At 51.3% G+C, this 23,700-nt stretch carries 20 protein-coding genes; 11 read left to right on the top strand and 9 right to left on the bottom strand.

Annotation, left to right across the window (positions count from 1 at the left end; translation table 11 throughout):
* Positions 1 to 2: 2 nt before the first annotated feature.
* On the bottom strand, positions 3 to 1,040 hold the full coding sequence (gene bioB, locus CPY98_RS14260; protein WP_025797528.1) for a biotin synthase BioB: 1,038 nt from the start codon (positions 1,038 to 1,040) through the stop codon (positions 3 to 5).
* Between the two features lie 106 nt (positions 1,041 to 1,146).
* Here bioB and bioA point away from each other — a divergent pair, with 106 nt between their 5' ends.
* From bioA to CPY98_RS14280, 4 genes are all read left to right on the top strand, one after another.
* Positions 1,147 to 2,436 carry an adenosylmethionine--8-amino-7-oxononanoate transaminase gene (gene bioA, locus CPY98_RS14265; RefSeq protein ID WP_096388177.1) on the top strand — a complete coding sequence of 430 codons (1,290 nt, stop codon included), beginning with the start codon at positions 1,147 to 1,149 and terminating at the stop codon, positions 2,434 to 2,436.
* A 180-nt stretch (positions 2,437 to 2,616) separates the two neighbouring features.
* Positions 2,617 to 4,380 (top strand): gamma-glutamyltransferase, encoded by a 1,764-nt coding sequence (ggt, locus tag CPY98_RS14270; RefSeq protein ID WP_025797524.1) that lies wholly within the window; start codon positions 2,617 to 2,619, stop codon positions 4,378 to 4,380.
* A gap of 183 nt (positions 4,381 to 4,563) precedes the next feature.
* Positions 4,564 to 7,821, top strand: coding sequence for a DEAD/DEAH box helicase (locus tag CPY98_RS14275; protein WP_096388763.1), 3,258 nt, complete (start codon positions 4,564 to 4,566; stop codon positions 7,819 to 7,821).
* Positions 7,822 to 7,946: 125 nt separating this feature from the next.
* Positions 7,947 to 8,765, top strand: a complete 819-nt coding sequence (locus tag CPY98_RS14280) for a pyridoxal phosphatase (RefSeq protein ID WP_096388179.1) — start codon at positions 7,947 to 7,949, stop codon at positions 8,763 to 8,765.
* A gap of 637 nt (positions 8,766 to 9,402) precedes the next feature.
* Here the strand turns inward: CPY98_RS14280 and modC are convergent.
* The 4 genes from modC to CPY98_RS14300 form a co-directional block, all read right to left on the bottom strand.
* Complete coding sequence (gene modC, locus CPY98_RS14285) at positions 9,403 to 10,461, bottom strand: molybdenum ABC transporter ATP-binding protein ModC (protein ID WP_096388181.1); 1,059 nt, start codon at positions 10,459 to 10,461, stop codon at positions 9,403 to 9,405.
* 5 nt (positions 10,462 to 10,466) lie between these two features.
* The gene (modB, locus tag CPY98_RS14290) at positions 10,467 to 11,156 is read right to left on the bottom strand and encodes a molybdate ABC transporter permease subunit (RefSeq protein WP_025797515.1); all 690 of its coding nucleotides are present in this window, start codon (positions 11,154 to 11,156) and stop codon (positions 10,467 to 10,469) included.
* Positions 11,156 to 11,923 carry a molybdate ABC transporter substrate-binding protein gene (gene modA / locus CPY98_RS14295; protein ID WP_181875337.1) on the bottom strand — a complete coding sequence of 256 codons (768 nt, stop codon included), beginning with the start codon at positions 11,921 to 11,923 and terminating at the stop codon, positions 11,156 to 11,158. Before modA ends, modB begins: the two co-directional genes overlap by 1 nt.
* A gap of 198 nt (positions 11,924 to 12,121) precedes the next feature.
* Positions 12,122 to 12,271 carry an AcrZ family multidrug efflux pump-associated protein gene (locus tag CPY98_RS14300; protein WP_025797511.1) on the bottom strand — a complete coding sequence of 50 codons (150 nt, stop codon included), beginning with the start codon at positions 12,269 to 12,271 and terminating at the stop codon, positions 12,122 to 12,124.
* A gap of 205 nt (positions 12,272 to 12,476) precedes the next feature.
* On the opposite strand from CPY98_RS14300, the gene modE reads away from it, so the two are divergent.
* The 7 genes from modE (at position 12,477) to galM (ending at position 20,418) form a co-directional block, all read left to right on the top strand.
* The gene (modE, locus tag CPY98_RS14305; protein WP_096388182.1) at positions 12,477 to 13,268 is read left to right on the top strand and encodes a molybdenum-dependent transcriptional regulator; all 792 of its coding nucleotides are present in this window, start codon (positions 12,477 to 12,479) and stop codon (positions 13,266 to 13,268) included.
* 156 nt (positions 13,269 to 13,424) lie between these two features.
* Positions 13,425 to 14,891, top strand: coding sequence for a molybdate ABC transporter ATP-binding protein ModF (modF, locus tag CPY98_RS14310; protein WP_096388183.1), 1,467 nt, complete (start codon positions 13,425 to 13,427; stop codon positions 14,889 to 14,891).
* Between the two features lie 127 nt (positions 14,892 to 15,018).
* Positions 15,019 to 15,834, top strand: coding sequence for a CPBP family intramembrane glutamic endopeptidase (locus tag CPY98_RS14315; RefSeq protein ID WP_096388184.1), 816 nt, complete (start codon positions 15,019 to 15,021; stop codon positions 15,832 to 15,834).
* Positions 15,835 to 16,102: 268 nt separating this feature from the next.
* Positions 16,103 to 17,119 carry a UDP-glucose 4-epimerase GalE gene (gene galE / locus CPY98_RS14320; RefSeq protein ID WP_025797504.1) on the top strand — a complete coding sequence of 339 codons (1,017 nt, stop codon included), beginning with the start codon at positions 16,103 to 16,105 and terminating at the stop codon, positions 17,117 to 17,119.
* Positions 17,120 to 17,151: 32 nt separating this feature from the next.
* Positions 17,152 to 18,201 carry a galactose-1-phosphate uridylyltransferase gene (galT, locus tag CPY98_RS14325; RefSeq protein ID WP_043494520.1) on the top strand — a complete coding sequence of 350 codons (1,050 nt, stop codon included), beginning with the start codon at positions 17,152 to 17,154 and terminating at the stop codon, positions 18,199 to 18,201.
* Between the two features lie 10 nt (positions 18,202 to 18,211).
* Complete coding sequence (galK, locus tag CPY98_RS14330; protein ID WP_025797500.1) at positions 18,212 to 19,369, top strand: galactokinase; 1,158 nt, start codon at positions 18,212 to 18,214, stop codon at positions 19,367 to 19,369.
* Positions 19,363 to 20,418: a galactose-1-epimerase gene (gene galM, locus CPY98_RS14335; protein ID WP_096388185.1), complete on the top strand. Its 1,056-nt coding sequence runs from the start codon at positions 19,363 to 19,365 to the stop codon at positions 20,416 to 20,418. Before galK ends, galM begins: the two co-directional genes overlap by 7 nt.
* A 548-nt stretch (positions 20,419 to 20,966) precedes the next feature.
* Here the strand turns inward: galM and napC are convergent.
* The 4 genes from napC to napG are packed head-to-tail and all read right to left on the bottom strand — an operon-like array spanning position 20,967 to position 23,684.
* The gene (napC, locus tag CPY98_RS14340) at positions 20,967 to 21,596 is read right to left on the bottom strand and encodes a cytochrome c-type protein NapC (protein ID WP_025797496.1); all 630 of its coding nucleotides are present in this window, start codon (positions 21,594 to 21,596) and stop codon (positions 20,967 to 20,969) included.
* Between the two features lie 11 nt (positions 21,597 to 21,607).
* Positions 21,608 to 22,027 carry a nitrate reductase cytochrome c-type subunit gene (napB, locus tag CPY98_RS14345; RefSeq protein WP_230599750.1) on the bottom strand — a complete coding sequence of 140 codons (420 nt, stop codon included), beginning with the start codon at positions 22,025 to 22,027 and terminating at the stop codon, positions 21,608 to 21,610.
* Positions 22,028 to 22,065: 38 nt separating this feature from the next.
* Entirely contained in the window at positions 22,066 to 22,932 is an 867-nt protein-coding gene (gene napH / locus CPY98_RS14350) for a quinol dehydrogenase ferredoxin subunit NapH (RefSeq protein WP_046450239.1), read from the bottom strand.
* The gene (gene napG, locus CPY98_RS14355; RefSeq protein ID WP_025797491.1) at positions 22,932 to 23,684 is read right to left on the bottom strand and encodes a ferredoxin-type protein NapG; all 753 of its coding nucleotides are present in this window, start codon (positions 23,682 to 23,684) and stop codon (positions 22,932 to 22,934) included. The genes napH and napG overlap by 1 nt, the downstream gene beginning before the upstream one ends.
* Positions 23,685 to 23,700: the final 16 nt, after the last annotated feature.

A 23,700-nucleotide genomic window follows, 5' to 3' on the forward strand; every position in this document is an offset into this window, starting at 1 on the left:
GATTACACGGCGGCGTTATAAAACTGCTCAGTATCGGCATGCAGCAGTTGTTCAGTGAGGTGCTGCTGTTGCTGATTGTCGCCGTGTTCAGTTTCGGTCAACTGAGGGTTTAGACCCAGTTTGCGGAACAGCTGAACGTCTTTATCTTCACCCGGATTCGGCGTGGTAAGCAGCTTGCAACCGTAGAAAATGGAGTTGGCTCCCGCCATAAAACACATGGCCTGAGTTTGCTCATTCATCTGCTCACGACCAGCAGAAAGACGCACATAAGACGTTGGCATCATGATGCGCGCCACAGCAATGGTACGAATGAAATCAAAGGCATCCACATCGTCGTTATCCGCTAACGGCGTTCCTTTGACCTTCACCAGCATATTAATCGGCACGCTTTCCGGCGCTTTTGGCAAATTCGCTAGCTGCGTGAGCAAGCCGGCTCTGTCACGTACGGTTTCACCGAGCCCAACAATCCCCCCCGAACAGACTTTAATACCGGCATCACGCACTTTTTCCAGCGTATCCAAACGCTCCTGATAGCTACGGGTCGTGATGATACTGCCGTAAAACTCTGGCGAGGTGTCGAGGTTGTGGTTGTAATAATCCAGCCCCGCATTGGCTAAACGGTTAGCCTGTTGGTCGGATAGCGTTCCGAGCGTCATACAGGTTTCCATCCCCATGTCTTTGACGCCCTGCACCATTTGCTCAAGGTACGGCATATCGCGATCGTGTGGGTTTTTCCATGCAGCGCCCATACAGAATCGTGTAGAACCGGCGGCTTTGGCCTGTCGCGCAGAGTCCAGAACCTGCTGCACTTCCATCAGCTTTTCGGTCTCTAAACCCGTTTTATAGCGTGAGCTTTGTGGACAGTATTTGCAGTCTTCGGGGCAAGCACCAGTTTTAATCGAAAGCAGCGTACTTACCTGCACCTGACGCGGGTCAAAATGCTGGCGATGAACCTGCTGAGCCTCAAACATTAACTCGAGGAACGGCTTTGCAAACAGAGCTTGGGCTTGCTCTAATGTCCAGTGATGACGATCTGCCATGATGGCAACTCCCTATTCAATTTGAGGGGAAAAAGTGTCGTCAGTTTAGAAAAAAGCGGTACACTGTCAACCAAATGATCACAATTTTAGTTTACCAATACCTATTATGACCCCATCTGATATCGAGTTCGACCGCCGCCACATCTGGCATCCGTACACGTCAATGACCCAGCCATTGCCCTGTTATCCCGTGACTTCGGCGCACGGGTGTGAACTGCATTTGGAGGATGGACGTCAGTTGGTCGACGGCATGTCTTCTTGGTGGGCCGCGATTCACGGATACAACCATCCCGCGCTGAACCAGGCCGTGACTCAGCAACTTTCAGCCATGTCACACGTGATGTTTGGCGGGATCACTCATCCTTCCGCCGTTGCGCTTTGCCAGCGCTTGGTGGATATCACGCCTGAATCACTTGAGTGCGTTTTCCTCGCAGATTCCGGTTCCGTCGCCGTGGAAGTGGCGATGAAAATGGCATTGCAGTACTGGCATGCTCGCGGGGAGAAACGTCAGCGTTTTCTAAGCCTAAGCAACGGCTATCACGGTGATACCTTTGGCGCCATGTCGGTATGCGATCCAAAGAACTCCATGCACAGTTTGTATCAGGGCTACCTTCCTGAGCATCTGTTTGCACCCGCACCACAGTGTGCTTTTGGCAATGAGTGGAATGAAATGGACTTTGTGCCTTTCGCCCGCTTGCTATCGGCGCATCATCAGGATATTGCGGCGGTTATTCTGGAGCCTATCGTTCAAGGCGCGGGAGGCATGCGTTTCTATCATCCACGCTATCTTAAACTGGTTCGAGCCGCCTGCGAGCGTCATGGGATCTTGCTCATCGCCGATGAAATTGCGACGGGATTTGGCCGCACGGGCAAACTTTTTGCCTGCGAGCACGCGGGGATCACGCCAGATATTTTATGTTTAGGTAAAGCGATTACCGGTGGCTACATGACCCTATCTGCCACAATCACCACGCGAAATGTGGCAGAAACAATCAGCAACGGCGAAGCGGGATGCTTCATGCATGGCCCAACGTTTATGGGTAATCCACTCGCCTGCGCCACGGCGGTGGCCAGTTTAGATATTCTTGCCAGCGGAGAGTGGAAAACGCAGGTTGCGGCGATAGAGCGCCAGCTACAGCAAGAGCTCTTGCCGCTTAACGATCACCCTCAGGTGAAACAGGCTCGCGTCCTAGGGGCTATCGGCGTTGTTGAAACGCATAAAGCGGTGAATATGGCTAACTTACAGCGCTATTTCGTCGAACAAGGGGTTTGGGTGCGTCCTTTCGGTAAGTTAATTTATCTGATGCCACCTTATATTATTTCTGCCGAACAGCTCACCAAGCTCACTCGAGCCGTATCCATGGCCTTAGATCAAGCCGAACATTTTCTGGACTAGCGTAATTAAAAAAACCTAGCAGTAACCCTGAAAGTTCAGAGTCTCTCATTCCTGTCTACGCTTATTAGCGAGATCACCTTTTGGTGGTCTCGTTTTTGCTTAAATAATAAGCGTCATAACGATAACTCACACCTATGAGTGTGAATACGCACTAATAATCGAATTAGACAGGAGTTTTAGATGAAGAAATGGCCACTTGCGCTGATGGCTTCAGCGCTTTCTCTCGCACTATTACAGGGCGCTAACGCCGCCTCAATGCCCGCCGTTGAGGCAAAAAACGGCATGGTTGTTAGCTCTCAACATCTGGCCTCTCAGGTTGGGGTTGATATCCTCAAAATGGGAGGCAACGCCATTGATGCCGCTGTCGCCGTTGGCTACGCTCAGGCGGTGGTTAACCCTTGCTGCGGTAATATCGGCGGCGGCGGTTTTATGACCATACATTTAGCCAACGGTGAAGATACTTTCATTAACTTCCGTGAAACGGCACCGGCCGCCGCTAGCGCCAATATGTATCTCGATGAGAACGGAAACGTGAAGAAAGGCGCTAGCCTCTATGGTTATCTTGCCGCCGGTGTTCCGGGAACGGTTTTAGGGCTCGATACCGCGCAGCGTAAATATGGCAAACTGACACGTCAGCAGGTGATGGAACCGGCTATCAAACTGGCTCGCGATGGCTTTATTCTCAATCGCGGTGATACCGATATTTTAGATACCACCATTGCTAAGTTTCGTGACGATCCCGAAGCCGCGCGCATCTTTTTACGTCCAAATGGCGATCCCCTTCAGCCCGGCGATCGGCTGATTCAAGCCGATCTGGCTAACACACTTGAATCTATCGCACAAAACGGCCCCGATGCTTTTTATCAGGGGAAAATCCCTCAGGCCGTTGAAGCCGCGGCGAAAAAAGGGGGTGGGATCCTGACGGCTAAAGACTTCGCCGATTTTCGCATCGCAGAAACTGCGCCGATTACCTGCTCTTATCGCGGCTATGAATTTGTATCTGCGCCACCGCCAAGCTCTGGTGGCGTCACGCTTTGCGAAATTCTCAACGTTTTGGAAGGGTACGACCTCAAGGCATCGGGCTTTAATTCTGCCCAAACCATTCATACCATGACGGAAGCAATGCGCCATGCCTATATGGATCGCAATACGTTTTTGGGCGATCCGGCATTTGTGAAGAACCCTACGGAAAAACTGCTCAGCAAAGAGTACGCCGCCGAAATTCGTAAGCAGATCCAGCCTGAGATCGCTACGCCTTCGAGCCGCGTTCAACCGGGTATGGAACCTCATGAAAAACCAGAAACTACGCACTACTCTATCGTTGACCACAGCGGTAATGCGGTTTCCACCACCTATACCATCAACGGACGTTTTGGCTCCGTCGTGATTGCGCCCGGCACCGGATTTTTCCTCAACGACGAGATGGATGATTTCACCGTTAAAGTGGGCGAGCAAAATATGTATGGCTTAGTACAGGGCGCAACCAACGCCATCGCACCGGGTAAACGCCCTCTATCATCCATGACGCCAACGCTGGTGACTAAAGATGGCAAAGTCTTTATGGTTGTTGGCTCTCCGGGTGGCTCGCGAATCATCACCATCACATTGCAAACGGTATTGAACGTTATCGATCACGGCATGGCACCGCAAGAAGCCGTCGATGCCCCGCGAATTCATCACCAGTGGCTGCCGGATGAAGTTTACTTCGAACAGCGCGGCCTCTCGGCAGACACCCAAAAACTGTTGCAGGAACGCGGCTATAAACTGGTTGAGCAAACCCCTTGGGGAGCCGCTGAACTCATTATGGTCGGTCTGCCGGGCGCCGCCGGTGTTAGCTCAGAGAGCTCGGGTAATGACTCGGCGGTATCCGGGAAAGTACGTGAAGGCTTTATCTATGGCGCTAATGACGTTCGGCGTCCTTCGGGTTCTGCCGTTGGCTACTGATTAGCAAATCGAGCCTACTTCCGCCCCTAGAGACTAGGGGCATCCCCCTTTGTGGCCGTTTATCTGTTAGAATACCCTTTCTTTTTTTCACGCAGGTGCGCGCAGCTGCATCATTGGGTGAAAACTTCTCAACGTCTATGTGCTGTCATTTTCCTTTCAAACGATGAAGAAGAGATCAAGATAATGCCGTCAGTTTCCTATGACCGAACTCAGGTTGCTCATTGGTTAGGTCATGCGACCTTGGCCAAGGCGCGAGATTATTCGCGAGCCGTTTCGCAACTCCACTGGCAGGGCAATATGCTCACGGCCAAGGTACAAGGAACCGAAAGACGCCCCTACGCGGTGGTTATCTACTTCCACGATAAACAAAACCAGTTACGCATTGAGGGCGAGTGCTCGTGCCCCGTGGGTTTTAACTGTAAACACGTTGCCGCCGTTCTTTTGGCGGGCCTCGAAGAGCAAGAACCCACCGCCACCGGTGCGCGGCCTGAGCTGTTACGTTGGCTAGAGGCCTTTCGCGCGCAACAGACATCTTCTATTGCGGCTAAAAAACCCACTCAGACCTTAGCCTATGTCTTGGCATGGTCAGAACACCGACAGCATCATGAAATTCGGCTCTACAAAGCAAAGTTAGATAAAGACGGCTCCGTACGCAGCATCGATCAGCAGTGGCACAATATTGAGCCCGCGCTAGTGAAGCCGCCTAAATTTGTTACGCCTGAAGATTTTCAAATCCTGCGCGAGCTGTGGATCGAACGACCGCGTAACGGCATAGCAGCGTTTGAACTACAGGGAACCAGCGGCGCTGAGCTGATCCGCAAAATGATGGCAACGGGCCGTTTCTTTGTGATTGATTCCAATGAGCCTTTGTATCTGGGCGAGCAACGTCCGGGTGAAGTTCAGTGGCAGCGCTTGCCCGATCATCGTCTGCGCCCCATATTGCAGGTTCAGCCTCAGGCATCATGGGTATTGCCCACCACGCCGCCGTGGTATATCGATACGCAAAGCGGCGAAGCGGGCACCGTTGAACTCAATCAGCCCTTCGCTCAGTTAGATGAATTCTTGTCCATGCCTCCGATTTCACTGAGTGAAGCACCATTAGTAGCTGCGGTTCTGGGCGAAATCGCGCCTGAATTCCCTCTACCACCGAGTATGAACTCTTCAGAACTTCGCGTTATTGACGTCGAGCCCGTTCCCGTTTTGCAGCTTGATACCCAAAATGTCTATATGGGCGGTTTTGGCAACTATGGCTATCGTAATTGGCCTCTCGACTTTGCGACTTTTTCCTTCGATTACGATGGAATTAGCGTTGATCCTAAACAGGACACCACGCTATTCCCCGCTGACAACGGCAATGTGATTCAAATTCAGCGACGTAGCGATATTGAAAAACAACGCGCCAAAGAGCTTAAAAATTGCGGCCTAGAACTCATTACGCTAAGCGATAAAACTCGGCCGCCGACATTACCCGATACCATTTACGGTCTGCCAAACCCTGAGAGTTGGCCTTCGTTTGTCAGCCATACGCTGCCGACTTTGGAAAACAAAGGCTGGCGTATCGTGATGACCCACGATTCCAACTTTAATATCATTGAAATCAACGATATTAGCGGCAGCATCCAGTCAAGCGACGAAGGCTGGTTTGACGTTGAAATGGGTATTTTAGTCGGCGACCGTACCGTTCGTCTCGAGCCATTGTTGGCTGACCTGTTTCGTCGCGATCGCCGCTGGTTAGACGGCGAACTCGAAACCATCGACGATGATGAAGGCATTATTCTTAGCACCGAGCAAGGCGAGCGTTTGCGTATCGCTGCCAACCGCCTCAAGCCGGTCGTTCGCGTACTTGTCGATCTGTTCGCTCAATTAGGCCATGGCAAGGAAACGCTGAAGGTTTCCGCGCTTGATGCGGGCCGACTGGCCGCCTTAAGCGATACAGGACGCTGGCAGTTCCACGGAGAAACCTCCATTCAGGCTTTAGCCCAGCGTTTACAGGATGGGCCGGGAGTACAGCTGGTGGCGGTTCCGACAGGCCTTCAGGCAACGTTGCGTGGCTATCAGCATCAAGGCCTGAGCTGGATGCAATTTCTGCGCGAACAAAACATCTCGGGCGTGCTGGCCGACGATATGGGGCTGGGCAAAACGGTGCAAACGCTGGCGCATATCCTGCTGGAAAAAGAATCAGGCCGGCTCGACCGTCCTGCGCTTATCGTGGTACCCACTACCTTAGTACACAACTGGCGCGAAGAAGCGGCACGTTTTACTCCCGATCTTAATGTTCTGGTTCTCAGCGGGCCGCAGCGAAAAGATCTCTTTGATCGCATCGAACAGTGCGACCTGATTTTGACCACCTATTCTCTGCTGTGGCGAGATCAGAAAGTCCTCACTCAACATGATTACCATCTGTTGATCCTTGATGAAGCACAGTACGTTAAAAATGCGACAACGCGTGCAGCCACCGCATTACGTGACCTCAATGCACGCCATCGTTTATGTTTAACCGGCACGCCGCTGGAAAATCATCTGGGTGAAATTTGGTCGTTATTCGACTTTTTGCTGCCTGGTTTCCTCGGCAGCCAAAAAGAGTTTAACCAGCGCTGGCGTGTGCCTATCGAAAGAGACGGGGATACCGTGCGTCGTGACTTATTGGTTCGACGCATTCGCCCATTCATGCTGCGCCGCCGCAAAGATGACGTCGCTACTGAGCTACCACCAAAAACCACGCTGTTACGCACCGTTGAGCTGAAGGGCTCACAGCGCGATCTGTATGAAACAGTACGTACCGCGATGCAGGAAAAAGTTCGTACCGCCATTGACTCTCAAGGCATGGCGCGCAGCCATATTATCGTTTTGGACGCATTGCTTAAACTGCGCCAAGTTTGTTGCGATCCTCGCTTGGTCAATTTGGAAAAAGCGGCGTTGGTGAAAGAATCAGCCAAGCTCGAGCTGCTGCTCGAACTCCTGCCTGAGATGATCGATGAAGGTCGCCGTATCCTGTTGTTCTCGCAGTTCACCGGCATGCTGGATCTAATCTCACAGGCATTGGATAAAGCCGGCATTGCCTACGTCACGTTGACCGGCTCAACGGCGGATCGTCATGCGCCAGTACAGCGTTTCCAACGGGGCGAAGTTCCCCTGTTTTTAATCAGCTTAAAAGCTGGCGGCGTTGGGCTAAATCTAACGGCGGCTGACACGGTGATCCATTACGATCCGTGGTGGAATCCCGCGGCTGAAAATCAGGCTACCGACCGTGCACACCGAATGGGGCAAGACAAACCGGTGTTTGTTTACAAACTGATTGCCGCTGGCAGCATTGAAGAAAAAATCGTGGCGCTGCAGGATAAAAAAGCCGCGCTGGCTGACAGCATTTTATCTGAAGATACCAGTGGGTCTGCGAAGTTCTCGGCTGACGATCTTAGCGCGCTGTTTGAGCCGATAGATTGACCCCGTGAGCTAAGCCGCACCGACAGTTTTCCGTTTTTCAAATCAGCGTTGAGGTGTAACATTTGTCCTTAATGAGAACTCGCTGATTATAAACAGACTTATTATTAACCATTAAAGGAATGCGTATGAGCTACCGCATGATTGCGCTTGATCTGGACGGCACCCTGCTAACCAGTCGTAAACAGATACTGCCTGAATCGCTGGCTGCGCTGGAGTTGGCACGCAAAGCAGGTTTAGAAGTGATGATCGTTACCGGTCGCCATCATATTGCCATTCATCCCTTCTATCAGGCACTTAACCTCAACACCCCAGCTATTTGCTGCAATGGCACCTATCTGTACGACTATCAGGCGCGCAGCGTGCTGGCGTCAAACCCGTTGACCGCTGCGCAAGCTCGTCAGGTGTTAAAACGCCTAAACGATGCTGATATCCACGGCCTGATGTACGTCGATGACGCTATGCTATATCAGCAAACTAGCGGCCATGTCATTCGCTCTCATGCTTGGGCGGAATCTCTACCAGAGAATCAACGTCCAACTCTGCTTCAGGTTGAAAGCCTCCAGCAAGCCGCAAACGATGTTAAAGCGATCTGGAAGTTCGCTACCTCCGATACCGATATTGCCAAACTGCGCGCTTTCGCTAACGGCATCGAATCGGATCTGGGACTCGCCTGTGAATGGTCTTGGCACGATCAGGTCGACGTTGCGCAAGCGGGCAACAGCAAAGGTAACCGGTTAGCTGAGTACGTCGCCTCACGCGGTATTGAAATGTCTGAAGTCATCGCCTTTGGCGATAATTTTAACGACATCAGCATGCTAGAAAGCGTCGGACTAGGAGTTGCTATGGGCAATAGCGCCGACGAAGTCAAAGCGCGCGCCAAAGCCGTTATCGGTGGGAATGAAGAAACTTCTATTGCCGATTTCCTAAAGCAAAAAGTTCTATAGTTTCATTCAACCGACGCCGCAAGGTATCTATTCGAGCCAACCGTATTCGAGTCAACCGATCTTAAAGGGTGAGGGAGGTGTATTCCCTCACACCTTAGCTACGTTTTAGCTTACTGTTCTTGATATCATTTCTCAGATATTATTTCTCAGGTATGATTGAACAGTAATCTAATCAGCCGCATCACTGCGACGATGAACTCTAAAACAACAATTATTGCTGATAATAGACTCATCCGTTTGCTCCCTGCATAAGGAGCATGACGCCTGCATGACTTACCTTTACATTGCCTATCGCCACACTGGATCACATGTTAGGGCGATCGTGCCATACTCCAAGCCAAGGCACCGGTCAGCACCACCTGTTCCAGCTAGGACTTAAGAAATCTTCTTTCATCCACGTTGGCATGCCTCCCTAACGACACTGATTATATATACAGCTTCTCACGTCTGTATATTTCGCCAAATTTACAATTATCTTAAGTTATTTGTGTATTGATACAGGTATGAACCTATCGCTATACTCTTCCCGTTAGGGTGATCGTGCCGTACATTTTTCGCCTTCGGCAACCAACCGTTAGGCGCACAAACAAAAAACTCCGCACAAGGCGGAGTTTTTTGTTTTATTCATCTGTGAATATTAGCGGCTGATCGACACACTTTTAATTTGCGCATACAGCTTTTGGCCCACGTGAATATTGAGTTCATCACGCGCCCACGGAGTGATGCGCGCCCATAAGATCGCCTCTCCCACCGTTAGCTTTACTTCCACTTGTTGGTCAACATCCAAGCACTCTACTACCGTGGCTGCCAAAATATTACGAATGCTCGTCGCTGCGGGAGGTTCTAAAACTAACGACACATCCGCAGCATTAATGCGTATGCGCAGCTGGCTCTGTGGCGCAGCATCGAGTTTACCCACCCAAATATGCTGCTCACCGAGCGATAGTGCCGTCATGGCATAGTGCTCATGGTGCTTTAATACGCTGACATTGAGCACGCTGCTCTGCTCTTCTTTTTGCAGCCAAGGACGTAAAGCGCTGCTCGCCCAAACCTCTTCAAGCTCGCCAAACGCACGGACTTGGCCTTGGTCAAGCAACAACACATATTCAGCCAAACGTAAAATTTCATCCATGCTGTGGCTGACATAGAGGATGGGGATATTCACGTCTTGCGCCAAGCGCTCTAGGTACGGCAGAAGCTCACGTTTACGGGGAACATCTAACGAAGCCAAAGGCTCGTCCATCAGCAAAACTTCTGGAGCCGTTAACAACGCGCGCCCAATTGCAACGCGTTGCTTTTCACCACCCGACAAGCTAAATGGAAAACGGTCCAGCAGTGCCTCAATACCTAGCAATTTAACGATGCTGTCAAATTGCGGACGCATCGACGCAGCCATGCCGTATTCCAGATTTCCACGCACACGGTAATGAGGAAACAAACGCGCATCTTGAAAAACGTAGCCAATGCGGCGCTTTTCCGGCGGTAAACAAATACGGCGCGCAGTGTCGACTAACGCCCTACCATTGAGAACGACAGACCCTTTTTGCTGACGAGTCAGCCCCCCGATCACATTAATAAGCGATGTTTTTCCCGCGCCGGATAATCCAAAAATAGCCGTAATGCCCTTTGAGGGAAGCGTTGCTTTAACGTCGAGATTCAAATCGCCAAGGCGCTGATGGATATCGAGTTCTAACATGCGTCTTAGCCCCCCAGCCGCTTCTGGCTCCATCGCGCCAGCCATTCAGACAGCAGCAATGAAACCAAAGATAAAACAATCGCAATGGCACACAGGCGAGCGGCATCCGCTTCTGCACCCGGTGTTTCAATCAGGGTATACATCGCGAGAGGAATCGTTCGGGTTTCGCCAGGGATGTTGGACACAAAGGTGATAGTTGCGCCAAATTCACCGAGCGAGCGAGCAAACGCCAGCACGGTTCCAGCCAGAATGCCGGGGAACGAGAGCGGCAGCGTAATGGTGAAAAATACCCGCCAAGGATTTGCTCCCAGAGTGCGCGCAGCCAGCTCCAGCTTGGAATCAACCGCAGCCAATGCGAGGCGAATGGCACGAACCATCAGAGGAAAGGCCACCACCGCAGAAGCTAACGCCGCACCATGCCAGCTAAAACTGAAACTAAAACCAAACCAGTCATAAAGCCACGCACCAATCACGCCCTTACGGCCCATGCCGATTAATAGCAAATAACCAATCACAACCGGAGGTAAAACCAGCGGCAGATGGATAATGCTATCAAGCAGAGACTTGCCGGGGAAATTGCAGCGCACCAACACCCACGCAGTAAAAATACCGACGGGTAGACTAAAGATAACGGCCGTTCCTGCCACCTGTAGGCTCAGGACGACCGCTTCCCACTCATATGCACTCAGAAACATTAGCGCGGGGTAAATCCATAACGGGTGAAGATAGCCGCGGCTTCCGGCGTGCGCAGATAGTCATAAAATGCTTTTACCGCTGGCGTTTGTTTATCTTTCACAATGGCCATTGGATATTCAACAGGCTTATGTGAATCCGCTGGGAAGATACCAACAACTTTCACTTTTTTGCTCGCGACAGCATCAGAGCCGTAAACAATACCTAAAGGTGCTTCATCGCGTTCCACCAAGGCCAGCGCTGCGCGTACATCGTTAGCACGCGCCATGAGTGGAGACAGCTCATCCCACGCCCCCAGTTTCTGTAATGCTTCTTTCGCATAAATGCCAGCAGGGACGTGATCAGGATCGCCCACCGCCAAACGGCCACCGTTCAACAATGCTTTCCAATCCGTTTTTTTGTCGATATTCACTTTATCGATTTTGCTGTCTTTTGAGGCGACCAATACCAATTCATTACCTAACAGAGTGATGCGGGTATCAGCAACCATCGCTTTTTTATCAATCGCAAAATCCATCCACTGCTGATCTGCGGAGATGAAGAGATCTGCTGGAGCGCCTTGATCAATTTGGCGCGCAAGTGTGGAAGAGGAGGCAAAGGAAGAAACAACTTTTACGTCTTTTCCTTTTTCATACTGTGCAGCAATATCTTGCAGTGCGTTAGTTAAGGAAGCCGCCGCAAATACGGTAACTTTTTCTTGTGCGATAGCAACCTGACTTACGCCAACGGCTAAAACCGTACCTACAACCAACTTATTCCATGCTTTCATCAGTGACCCCATTAAAATGATGTGATGCCCATACGTTATGTATTTGATTATATGACGTGAGCGACATCAGTGTCACTGACAATATCGGTGCGATATCAGTAAACATGAAGTGAGTTTGATTTATCGAAAAAGTTTGCAGCATCTCAAACAAAAACGCCCAGCTATCATCGCTGGGCGTTTCGTAAAAAATATCACGTTTTAGTGATTAGAACGTTTTTCATCAGAATGACCAACGCCGGAGAAAATGTTAAACACCTCTCCCAAGCCATAAATCAAACCAAGAATGGCAGCCATAACCACGGGAACCATGATTGCAGCAAATACCAAACTCTTTAATAATTCCAACATAACAGCCTCACTCAGTGTTAGTTGCAGCAATTCAGCCACACTATCTCATACTGACTCATAATACAGAATCTCGCTGCATATATTAAACAGCTTAGCGTAAATTGTACGCCCTAAACGTGCGGTCTGAAGTTATTCGCATATGCGGTTTGCGTCTTAGGGGCGTTATCAGCGAAAATGAAAGCATAACCTGTGAAGGATGAACCCTATGCAAGCCGAAATTTTACTGACGCTAAAACTCCAGCAACGCCTGTTTGCCGATCCGCGTCGGATTGAATTACTCAAACAGGTACGCCACACCGGTTCTATCAGCCAGGGCGCTAAGCTAGCCGGAATTAGCTATAAAAGCGCTTGGGATGCCGTGAATGAGATGAACCAGCTTTCCGAGGAGTCGTTGGTCGATCGCGCTACCGGCGGTAAAGGCGGCGGCGGCGCCAAAATCACCCGCTACGGTGAGCGCCTGATTGCCCTTTACGATCTTCTTGGGCAGATCCAGCAAAAAGCGTTCGACGTGCTAAACCAAGACGATCTTCCTTTAGATAGCCTGCTGGCGGCGATCGCGCGTTTCTCCTTACAAACCAGCGCCCGTAATCAGTTTTTTGGCACCGTTACCGAACGCGACCACCAGCAGGTACAGCAGCACATCAGCGTACTGCTCGCCGATGGGAAAACCTTATTGCGTGCCGCCATCACGGAACAAAGCGCCGAACGTTTAGCGCTGGCTCCTGGTAAAGAAGTGCTGGTATTAATCAAAGCCCCGTGGGTGAAATTAACCACCGACACCGCACTCGCTCATGCCGCAGATAACAACTTAACCGGCACCGTGAGCCACATTCAGTCGGGTGCTGAAAACAGCGAAGTTCTGGTAGAGCTAGACGGTGGTGTAACTCTCTGTTCTACCGTTGATAATCAAACCATGGCCCATCTAAAACTGAGCTTGGGTGAAACGGTAACGGCTCAGTTCAATGCCGATCAGGTGATTTTAGCCACCTTGGCCTAAGCACCGATGCCGATAAAATAGCGCTCCCTCCTTAATCGGAGGGATATCGCACCGTTATCATTCTTTCGTGTAAAATCTCCCGCTGCTCGCCTTGACACCCCATGGCGTACTGATTATCCCTAATAGCTGAAAACTTTTTAGGGAGCCGTATGCCGTATGACCTCATTAAGCTTTAGCCAAGCACGCTTTCGCCTTGGCGATACTCGGACGCTTTTTTTACCGGAACTCACCCTTCATTCTGGCGAAAGCTGGGCGTTTGTGGGTGCAAATGGCAGTGGAAAATCAGCGCTGGCGCGGGCGCTCACGCAGGACTTACCAAAGCTTAACGGCGAAACAACATCGGCATTCGCTCACCCTATCCGCCTCTCTTTTGAGCAATTGCAAAAACTGCTCAGCGACGAATGGCAGCGCAATAACACCGACATGCTTAGCGAAGGCGAAGATGATACCGGCCGTACTACCGCCGAAATTATTCAGTCTGAAGTGAAAGATTCAAAACGCTGCCAACAATTAGCCGCTCAGTTTGGTATCGAACCGTTGCTCGAACGCCGCTTTAAATACCTTTCGACTGGTGAAACGCGTAAAGCTTTACTGTGCCAAACGCTGATGAGCCAGCCTGATTTGCTGGTGTTGGACGAACCCTTTGATGGGTTAGACGTTAACTCACGTGCGCAACTCGCACAGATGCTGCAAACGCTAAACACTGAGGGAATAACAACGGTGTTAGTGCTCAACCGGTTTGATGATATCCCTGATTTTATTGAGCATGTTGGCGTGTTGGCAGAATGCGAACTCACCCACGTAGGGAATCGCTTAGATGTCTTATCACAGGCGTTAGTCGCGCAGTTAGCTCACAGTGAAAGCCTTGCGGATATGCGATTGCCTGAAACTGAAGATCCTCGCCAACAGGATCGGTTACCCCACGATCAGCCACATATCATCCTGAAAAATGGCTGTGTTCACTATAACGATCGCCCCATCCTCAACCATCTTGATTGGCAGGTCGATCCACAACAGCATTGGCAGATCGTCGGCCCCAACGGGGCAGGTAAATCTACGCTGCTCAGCTTAATCACCGGCGATCACCCGCAGGGATATAGCAACGATCTCACATTGTTTGGCCGTCGTCGCGGCAGCGGTGAAACCATTTGGGATATCAAAAAACACATCGGCTATGTAAGCAGCAACCTGCATCTGGAATATCGCGTTAGCACCAGCCTGCGTAACGTCATTTTGTCCGGTTTTTTAGATTCAATTGGCATTTATCAGGCGACGTCCGACAGGCAGGAAAAACTGACCGACCAATGGCTGGAAATGCTGGGCATGCAGGCACTGAGTCATCACCCTTTCCACGATCTTTCATGGGGGCATCAGCGTTTGGCGCTGATCGCTCGTGCGTTAGTAAAACATCCCGCATTGTTAATTTTAGATGAACCATTACAAGGGCTTGACCCTATTAACCGCCAACTGGTTAAGCGCTGGATTGATATTCTGATGACCGATGGCAATAGCCAGTTGCTGTTTGTTTCTCATCACGCAGAAGATGCCCCCGATTGCATCACTCATCGCCTGACGTTTATCCCCGATGGCGATTCCTATCGCTACCAAATCGATCGGTTATAACACCCTGCTCATCCGCTTTGCCTCTTTTTACAGGGCTTTACTTGTCTTAAAGCCCGCTTCTCAGAGCAGTTAACTAATTTCTCTGTGTTATCATTCAAGCTTAAATATAAAACACAAAGGAATATCTATGTGGGGTGCTCTAGCCGCTTCCTTAGCCGTGCTTTCGTTTCAACGACAGCTATCCGCTTTTTTACTTCTCTCTGCTACCGCGCTGGCGTTCAGCCAAGGCATTCTTAATTTTAATGCTTTAGCCTTTATGGCCGTTGTCGTGCTTGCTGGGCTAGCCCGCTATCGCTGGGAACATCAGCAAAAAGGCGGATTCAACAGCGAAATCTTACTCGTGTTAGCCGCCATCGTGCTGTTTCTGCACATGGTACCCGGCTTCAATAACCCTAAAATCCTCGACAAAGTGATTGCCGGTCCACACAGCGCGCCATTCTCGATGTACTACAACTTCGACAAAGCGCTGGTTCCTTTTATTCTCTTACTCGCCCTGCCAACCTTATTCCGTGCACCTATTGCAGCGTCACGACCGGCGTGGAATTGGGTTTTGCTTGGCATTAGCGTGCCCGTTTTATTACTTATCGCCGTGGCTCTAGGCGGCTTGCGCATCGAACTTCATCAGCCCGCGTGGATATGGCAATTTGCACTGGCTAATCTGTTCTTTGTTTCTTTGGCAGAAGAAGCGCTCTTTCGTGGCTATCTGCAGCAACGCCTCAGCGGCTGGTTAGGCCACCTTCCCGCGCTGATGATTACCGCGGTTATTTTCGGTCTAGCGCATTTCGCAGGCGGTTGGCTAATGGTAATTTTTGCCGGATTAGCTGGCGTGATTTATGGTCTGGCGTGGATGTGGAGCGGTCGGCTATGGGTGGCAACGCTGTTCCACTTTGCGCTGAACATCATCCACCTCTTGTTCTTTACCTATCCGATGTATCACGCGTAACCCTTAAATTTATCTGCCTCACGGGTCTTCGCCTGAAGACCCTATTTTATCGCTCAAGTTTTATATTCTTCGCCGTGTAACCGTTACCACTCATTCTCGATTTATATGAACTTGCAGACAGCCTTGTCACACCGCACAATAGACCCTTATCGGAATCTGAGCCGTTTGCATTGTTGTGTAAACGATTCCATTTATTTAGCATAGATCACCTTTTTCACGGTTTTCTCATGCTACCTTTACTGCATTGAATGTTCCAAAGGAGCGAATCATGATTGTTTTAGTTACTGGTGGTAGCGGTTACATTGGCAGCCATACCTGCGTACAGTTAATCGCCGCTGGGCATACGCCGATCATCTTAGACAATCTTTGCAATAGCAAAGCCAGCGTTTTGGAACGCATCAACACTCTGACCGGCACCACGCCAACCCTTTATCAAGGTGACATTCGCGACCGCTTGTTACTTGACCGTATTTTCGCTGAAAACCAGATTGACTCGGTGATCCACTTTGCGGGACTAAAAGCCGTGGGTGAGTCAGTGCAAAAACCGCTGGAATATTACGATAACAACGTGAGCGGTACGTTAACGCTGCTAGAAGCAATGCGCGAAGCAAATGTCAAAAATATGATTTTCAGCTCTTCCGCAACCGTGTATGGCGATCAGCCAAAAATCCCTTACGTTGAAGATTTCCCTACAGGAAACCCATCAAGCCCTTACGGCCGCAGCAAATTGATGGTTGAGCAAATCCTCGAAGATCTCCACCGTGCCGATCCGGAATGGAGCGTTAGCCTGCTGCGCTATTTCAATCCGGTTGGCGCTCATCCATCTGGATTAATGGGTGAAGACCCGCAGGGCATTCCTAATAACCTGATGCCTTATATCGCTCAGGTTGCCGTAGGCCGCCGTGACTCTTTGGCGATTTTCGGCAATGACTATCCAACCGAAGATGGCACCGGCGTACGTGATTATATCCACGTGGTCGATTTAGCCGACGGTCATTTGGCCGCGCTCAACGTCATGACAAACAAGCCTGGCGTACACATTTACAACCTCGGCGCAGGCGTTGGTTATAGCGTGCTGCAAGTGGTGAACGCCTTCAGCAAAGCCTGCGGCAAACCGGTGAATTACCACTTTGCCCCCCGCCGTGCAGGCGATCTTGCCGCGTACTGGGCGGACTCCACCCGCGCAGACAAAGACCTCAACTGGCGCGTCACCCGCACGCTGGACGATATGGCGCAGGACACCTGGCGCTGGCAGTCACAGAATCCGCAGGGCTATCCCGAATAAGTCCCTGAATAATATTTTAAGGAGCACCGATAATGACCACATTTAATCCGGTCGATCACCCTCATCGCCGTTATAACCCATTGACAGATCAGTGGGTGTTGGTCTCTCCGCACCGTGCCAAACGCCCGTGGCAGGGTGCACAGGAAACACCGTCGAATCAAACGCTGCCACAGCATGATCCAGACTGTTTTCTGTGTGCGGGCAATACGCGTGTTACCGGCGATAAAAATCCCGATTACACCGGCACCTATGTTTTTACTAACGACTTTGCGGCGCTGATGCCCGATACCCCTGATGCACCGCAAAATGACGATCCTTTGATGCGCTGTGAGAGCGCGCGTGGCACCAGCCGCGTTATCTGTTTCTCACCCGATCACAGCAAAACGTTGCCTGAACTTTCCCTGCCCGCTCTTGAAGAGATCGTTAAGACCTGGCAAACCCAGAGCGCCGATCTTGGGAAAACCTATCCGTGGGTGCAGGTATTTGAAAATAAAGGCGCCGCGATGGGATGCTCTAACCCGCATCCGCACGGACAAATTTGGGCTAATAGTTTCCTCCCTAATGAAGCTGCGCGCGAAGATCGCCTACAGCAAACCTATTTCGAACAGCATAAAACGCCGATGCTGCTGGACTATGCCAAGCGCGAAATGGCCGACGGCAGCCGTACCGTGGTGGAAACCGAACATTGGATTGCAGTGGTTCCATACTGGGCCGCATGGCCTTTTGAAACGCTGTTGCTGCCGAAAACGCACACCTTGCGCATTACCGATCTCAATGCCGAGCAGCGTGCGGATTTAGCCCTTGCACTGAAAAAACTCACCAGCCGCTACGATAACCTGTTCCAGTGCTCTTTCCCGTACTCCATGGGCTGGCACGGTGCGCCGTTCCATGAGGTTGACTGTGTACACTGGCAGTTGCACGCACATTTCTATCCCCCACTGTTGCGCTCTGCAACCGTGCGTAAATTTATGGTCGGCTACGAAATGCTGGCCGAAACTCAGCGCGACTTAACGCCTGAGCAAGCCGCTGAACGTCTACGCGCAGTAAGTGACGTCCATTACCGTGAAGCCAACGCCAAATAAGGAAACGAAAATGAGTCTGCAACAACTTACTACCGTGACACAGGATATTTTTAATCGTTATTTTGGCTATGCTCCGGCAATGACGGTACAAGCACCCGGCCGTGTGAACCTGATTGGCGAACATACGGATTACAACGATGGCTTTGTATTGCCCTGCGCTATTGATTATCAAACCGTGATTAGCTGCGCTAAGCGCGACGATCGCAAGGTGCGCGTGATTGCCGCCGACTACGATAATCAACAAGATGAATTCTCTCTTGATGCTCCATTTGAATCCCATCCCACCATGATGTGGAGCAACTACGTGCGCGGCGTACTGAAATATCTGCAAATCCGTAATCCTAACTTCGGCGGCGCAGACTTAGTGATCAGCGGCAACGTCCCGCAAGGTGCAGGGCTGAGCTCATCGGCCTCGCTTGAGGTTGCCGTGGGTCAGGCATTCCAAGCACTGTACAACCTGCCTTTAGACGGCGTTCAGTTGGCGTTAAACGGTCAAGAAGCAGAAAACAAATTTGTCGGCTGCAACTGCGGCATCATGGATCAACTGATCTCCGCACTGGGCGAAGAAAAACACGCGCTGCTGATTGACTGTCGCTCGCTGGCGACGCGTTCGGTTCCTATGCCTAAGGACGTGGCGATCGTGATTATCAATTCCAACGTTAAGCGTGGACTGGTCGATAGCGAATACAACACCCGCCGTCAGCAGTGCGAAGCCGCAGCGCAGTATTTCAACGTAAAAGCCCTGCGTGATGTCACGCTGGCCGAATTCGAAGCTAAACAGGCTGGATTGGAAGCACTGACCGCGCGCCGCGCCCGTCATGTGATCACTGAAAATGACCGCACTGAAGCGGCCGCCAAAGCGCTTGCCTCAGGCGATCTTAAACTGATGGGCACATTGATGGCGGAGTCCCACGCCTCAATGCGTGATGATTTTGAAATTACCGTCAAACCTATCGATATGCTGGTTGAAATCGTGAAGGACGTTATCGGTGAGCGCGGCGGAGTTCGTATGACGGGCGGCGGCTTTGGCGGCTGTATCGTCGCCCTGATGCCGTTGGACCTGGTTGAGGAAGTTCGCACCACGGTTGAACGTGAATATCCGGCACAAACCGGCCTGAAAGAAACCTTCTATGTCTGCTATCCATCACAAGGAGCCAGCGTATGCTAAATTTTGCTGATACCTCCCGTGCACCGGACGGCGAGCCGTTTCAATTCACCACGCTAACCAATAGCGCTGGCAGCATTGCCACATTCATGGACTGGGGCGCAACCTGGCTTTCATGCCAGATCGCGCTGAACGACAGCAGTTTGCGTGAGGTTTTGCTCGGCTGCCAAACGCCCGAGCAGTTTACCGAACAGGGTGCCTTTTTAGGTGCTACGGTAGGTCGTTATGCCAACCGTATCGCTAAAGCACAGTATGTGTATCAAGGTGAAACCGTCGTTTTACATCCGAGCCAAGGTGAAAATCAGCTTCACGGCGGGCCTGAAGGATTCGACAAACGCCGTTGGAAACGCATTTCACATGATACTCATCATGTGACCTACCAGCTAGACTCTGCCGATGGCGATCAGGGTTTCCCCGGAAATCTCGTTGCCCAAGCAACCTATCGCCTCACGGAAGATAACCGCGTTGAGATTAGCTGGCAGGCAAAGGTGGATAAGACCTGTCCGGTGAATTTAACCAACCATGCCTACTTCAATTTAGACGGCGATGGCTGCACGACCGATGCATTAGCGCAAAAGCTACAGCTTTTTGCCGATCACTATCTTCCGGTGGAAAGTGACGGGATCCCCTGCGGAGATCTTACCGACGTCAGCGGCTCTGGCATGGATTTTCGTAAGACCAAGACCTTGCAACAGGATCTGCTGAAAGATCGCTGCCAGCAGCGCGTGAAAGGTTACGATCACGCCTATCTGCTGCACAGCACCTGTCATCATGCACAACACCCTGCGGCGATCCTCACCTCAGCCGATGCTAAACTAGAGATGCAGGTTTTTACCGATGCCCCAGCCCTTCAGCTCTACAGCGGTAACTTTTTGGCCGGAACGCCCGATCGTCGCGGAGCACAATATGTCGCTTATGCCGGTGTGGCGTTAGAAAGTGAGTTTTTACCTGATACCCCGAATCATCCTGAATGGCCACAGCCGGATTGCTTTATTAAACCGGGTGAGGTTTATCAAGCCGCAACGACGTATTGGTTTGTGGTGAAGGGATAGCAGCCAAAATACAGGTATGGCGTAAATTACGTCCGCCCAAAATATTGAGTCTTGCATCTACACCGTGCAGGCGTCCGTGTTAGGGGGCCAATCGCCGCCCCCTAACAACCCGGCTTGGCACCGTTCTTCAGCCTGCTTCGCAGGTTCCCTCATCTCGTCATTCCGGCTTTAACGGAACGAACGGCAATCGCCATCCTGGCTCCTCCGTTCTTTCCTCTATTCGGCTGAAGAACAACGTGCCAGATAAGACAAAAGACGAAAGACAATAACTTTATCTGTTTTTTAGTTTAAGTATTGGGAGAAAGAGCAACGCTAACAGGATGTTAGCGTTAGGGGAGGAGGCGCCAAGGATGGCGCATGCCGACCCGGCGCGGAGATGGCGTCTCGGATAAAAGCGCGAGAGTGCAGAGACCACGCGCTGGTGGTCTCTGCCCGTATGCCTTCACCAATGCGGCAATGAAGCTCGGTATGAACTGGCAGACGGAATATTACGCGAATACACCATAAGCCATCGGCATACCGAATCTCATGCCTGCACCACAGAATCCTTAAAACCCATTCTTAATCCCTTTCATATCAGGCAGCTTATGCGCTATCCCTTTATGGCAGTCGATACAGGTTTTTCCGTCCTGAATGGCTTGGTCGTGCATTTTTCCTGCTACGGTTTTCTGTGCCGTGAAATCCATGTATTCAAAGTTGTGGCAGTTACGACACTCCTGAGAATCATTGGCTTTCATACGTGCCCATTCATTTTCAGCCATCACTAACCGGTGTGCTTCAAACTTTTGCGGCGTATCAATCAAGCCAAAAGCTTTAGCGTACAGCTCTTTACTGGCTTTGATTTTACGTACAATTTTAGGCACCCACTCATGTGGAACATGACAATCTGGGCAGGTTGCACGCACACCGCTGCGATTGGTGTAGTGAACGGTATCCATATATTCCTGATACACGTTGTCGCGCATTTCATGGCAGCTGATACAGAACTTTTCCGTATTCGCCATTTCCATACCGGTATTGAAACCGCCCCAGAAAATAATCCCGGCGACAAAACCCAGCAGCAACAGTGTGCCTAAAGCCAAACGGCTTGGACGGCGCCACCATTGCCACACGCGGCGAATCATGCCCGGTTTTTTCTGCTCGGTTGGCTTGTTGTCTACTTCTTTATTATCCAGCATAGCGGCTCCTGTTACTGCCCAAAGCCCGGTGCGGCCTGGAAGCTATTACCTACAATCGGTGGTGCATCACTTTGCGGTACGTGGCATTGCAGGCAGAAGTAACGGCGTGGCGCAACTTCTCCCAACACTTTGCCGTTAGCATCCATAAAGTGAGTTGGGCTAATGCGCGGCGCACCGGTGGTACGGTAATGTTCAACGCCGTGGCATTGCAGGCAGCGGTTGGTATTTTTGCTAATCTGATAGCCATCTACGCTATGCGGGATCATCGGCGGCTGATTGACATAGTTCAGCGCCATACGCTCTTGCTGCTTAGGCATTTTAATCTGCCCTTCTGCCGTTCCCGAAACTTCCGGTGATTGGCTCAAATCGACGTCGCTGGCCGCATATACAGCGCCAGCCACAGACAATGACAGCACGACGGCCTGTAACATTGCCCAAAGCGAAGCGTGCTTTTTCAGGACATTGCTCTTCATTCTTTAGCTCCCGAACGATGAAATCGGTTCTTAAATTCGAATACGTGCTCGGCACACACATCCATGCAACGCCCGCAGCTGATGCAATCTTTGCTCAGTACCAGCGGGCTATGATCGTTATTTAATACAGGCTCACGTAACACCTGAGACTCTGGACAAACGTGAAAACAGTCCATACAGCGCGTGCATTTCTCTCGATGTTCAGCGCTAACACGGATAACCGCTTTAGCGCCAATCACGCCATACAGCGCGCCCATTGGGCAAATATGGCCACACCAACCATGCTCCGTCACCAGCAGGTCAAACAGGAACACCGCAAGAATCAGCCAAAGTCCACCAAAAGCGCCGAAAATCAGGCTACGCCCAAGCAGCGCCACCGGATTCAACCATTCCCACAGCAAGGTGCCACTGATGGCACTTCCTGCCAGCACCGCCAGCAAAATGCCATAGCGTAGGCTTCGTGGCAGTGAGGCTGATTGGCGGATATTCAGCTTACGCCGCATCCACGCCGCGAGATCAGTGACCGGATTTAACGGACAAACCCATGCACAGAACGCGCGGCTGGCTATCAAGGAATAAGCCACCACAATGACCAATGTTCCAGCCAAGGCCGTGAGCGCAGGCCAATGCCCCGCAAACACACTTTCCAACATCATTAATGGATCGGTCAAAGGAACGGTTTCAAGCAGTAAACTGCCGCTGTAGTTTCCTTTTAAAATCCAAATTCCCCACCACGGCCCTGATAAAAACATCATCAAAACCGCCAGTTGGCTTAAACGGCGTAACAGCAGCCAGCGATGGCTGCGGATAATACCGTGACGTTGGCGTGCTTCAAGACCGGCCTGATTTGCACTGTTCGCCATCATTCACCTCCCTGCGGCATACGTGAAGGTAGCTGGGTGCCAGACGGAACTAATGAGTGTCCAGCCTTCGCTTTCTCTTCCCATCCCAAACGGTAATGCTGCCCAAGCTCTCCGCGTGCAATCGAGAGAGGCAACACTTTGATCGCCGCCTCATCCAGTACGCAGGCTTGTTCGCATTTTCCGCAGCCGGTGCAAGCATCACTGTGAACCGTCGGCAAGAACTTCGCATGCACGCCGGTTCGCTCGTTGCGATGTAGCTCCAGCGTGATAGCTTTATCAATCGATGGGCAAACGCGATAACACACATCACAGCGTAAGCCTTGCCAATTCAGGCAATTCTCATGATCGAGCAGCACCGCCAATCCCATCCGCGCATCATCGATGTCGGTCAATTTGGGATCGAGCGCCGCGCTCGGACAAGCCACCACGCAAGGAATGTCTTCACACATTTCACAAGGCGTTTGTCTCGCAACAAAATAAGGGGTGCCTGCCGAAGAAGGCGACAAAAGCGTCGCTAACTTCAGCGTGTCGTAAGGACAAGCCTGAACACACTGCCCGCAGCGAATGCAGGCGCGCTCAAACTCACCGTCCGGCAAGGCTCCCGGTGGACGTAACGCTAGGCCATCACGCGCCTGTGATTGCTTTTGCTGCAATCCCAGAACCAACGCCAGCCCGGCTAACCCACCCGCACTGCGCACCGCATCGCGTAAAAAGCGACGACGCGCAGGCCCTTTATCTCGTTGTTTCGTCATCAGGTAACGCTCCTTG

The organism is Hafnia sp. CBA7124, from assembly GCF_002355555.1.
GTDB classification, from domain to species: domain Bacteria; phylum Pseudomonadota; class Gammaproteobacteria; order Enterobacterales; family Enterobacteriaceae; genus Hafnia; species Hafnia alvei.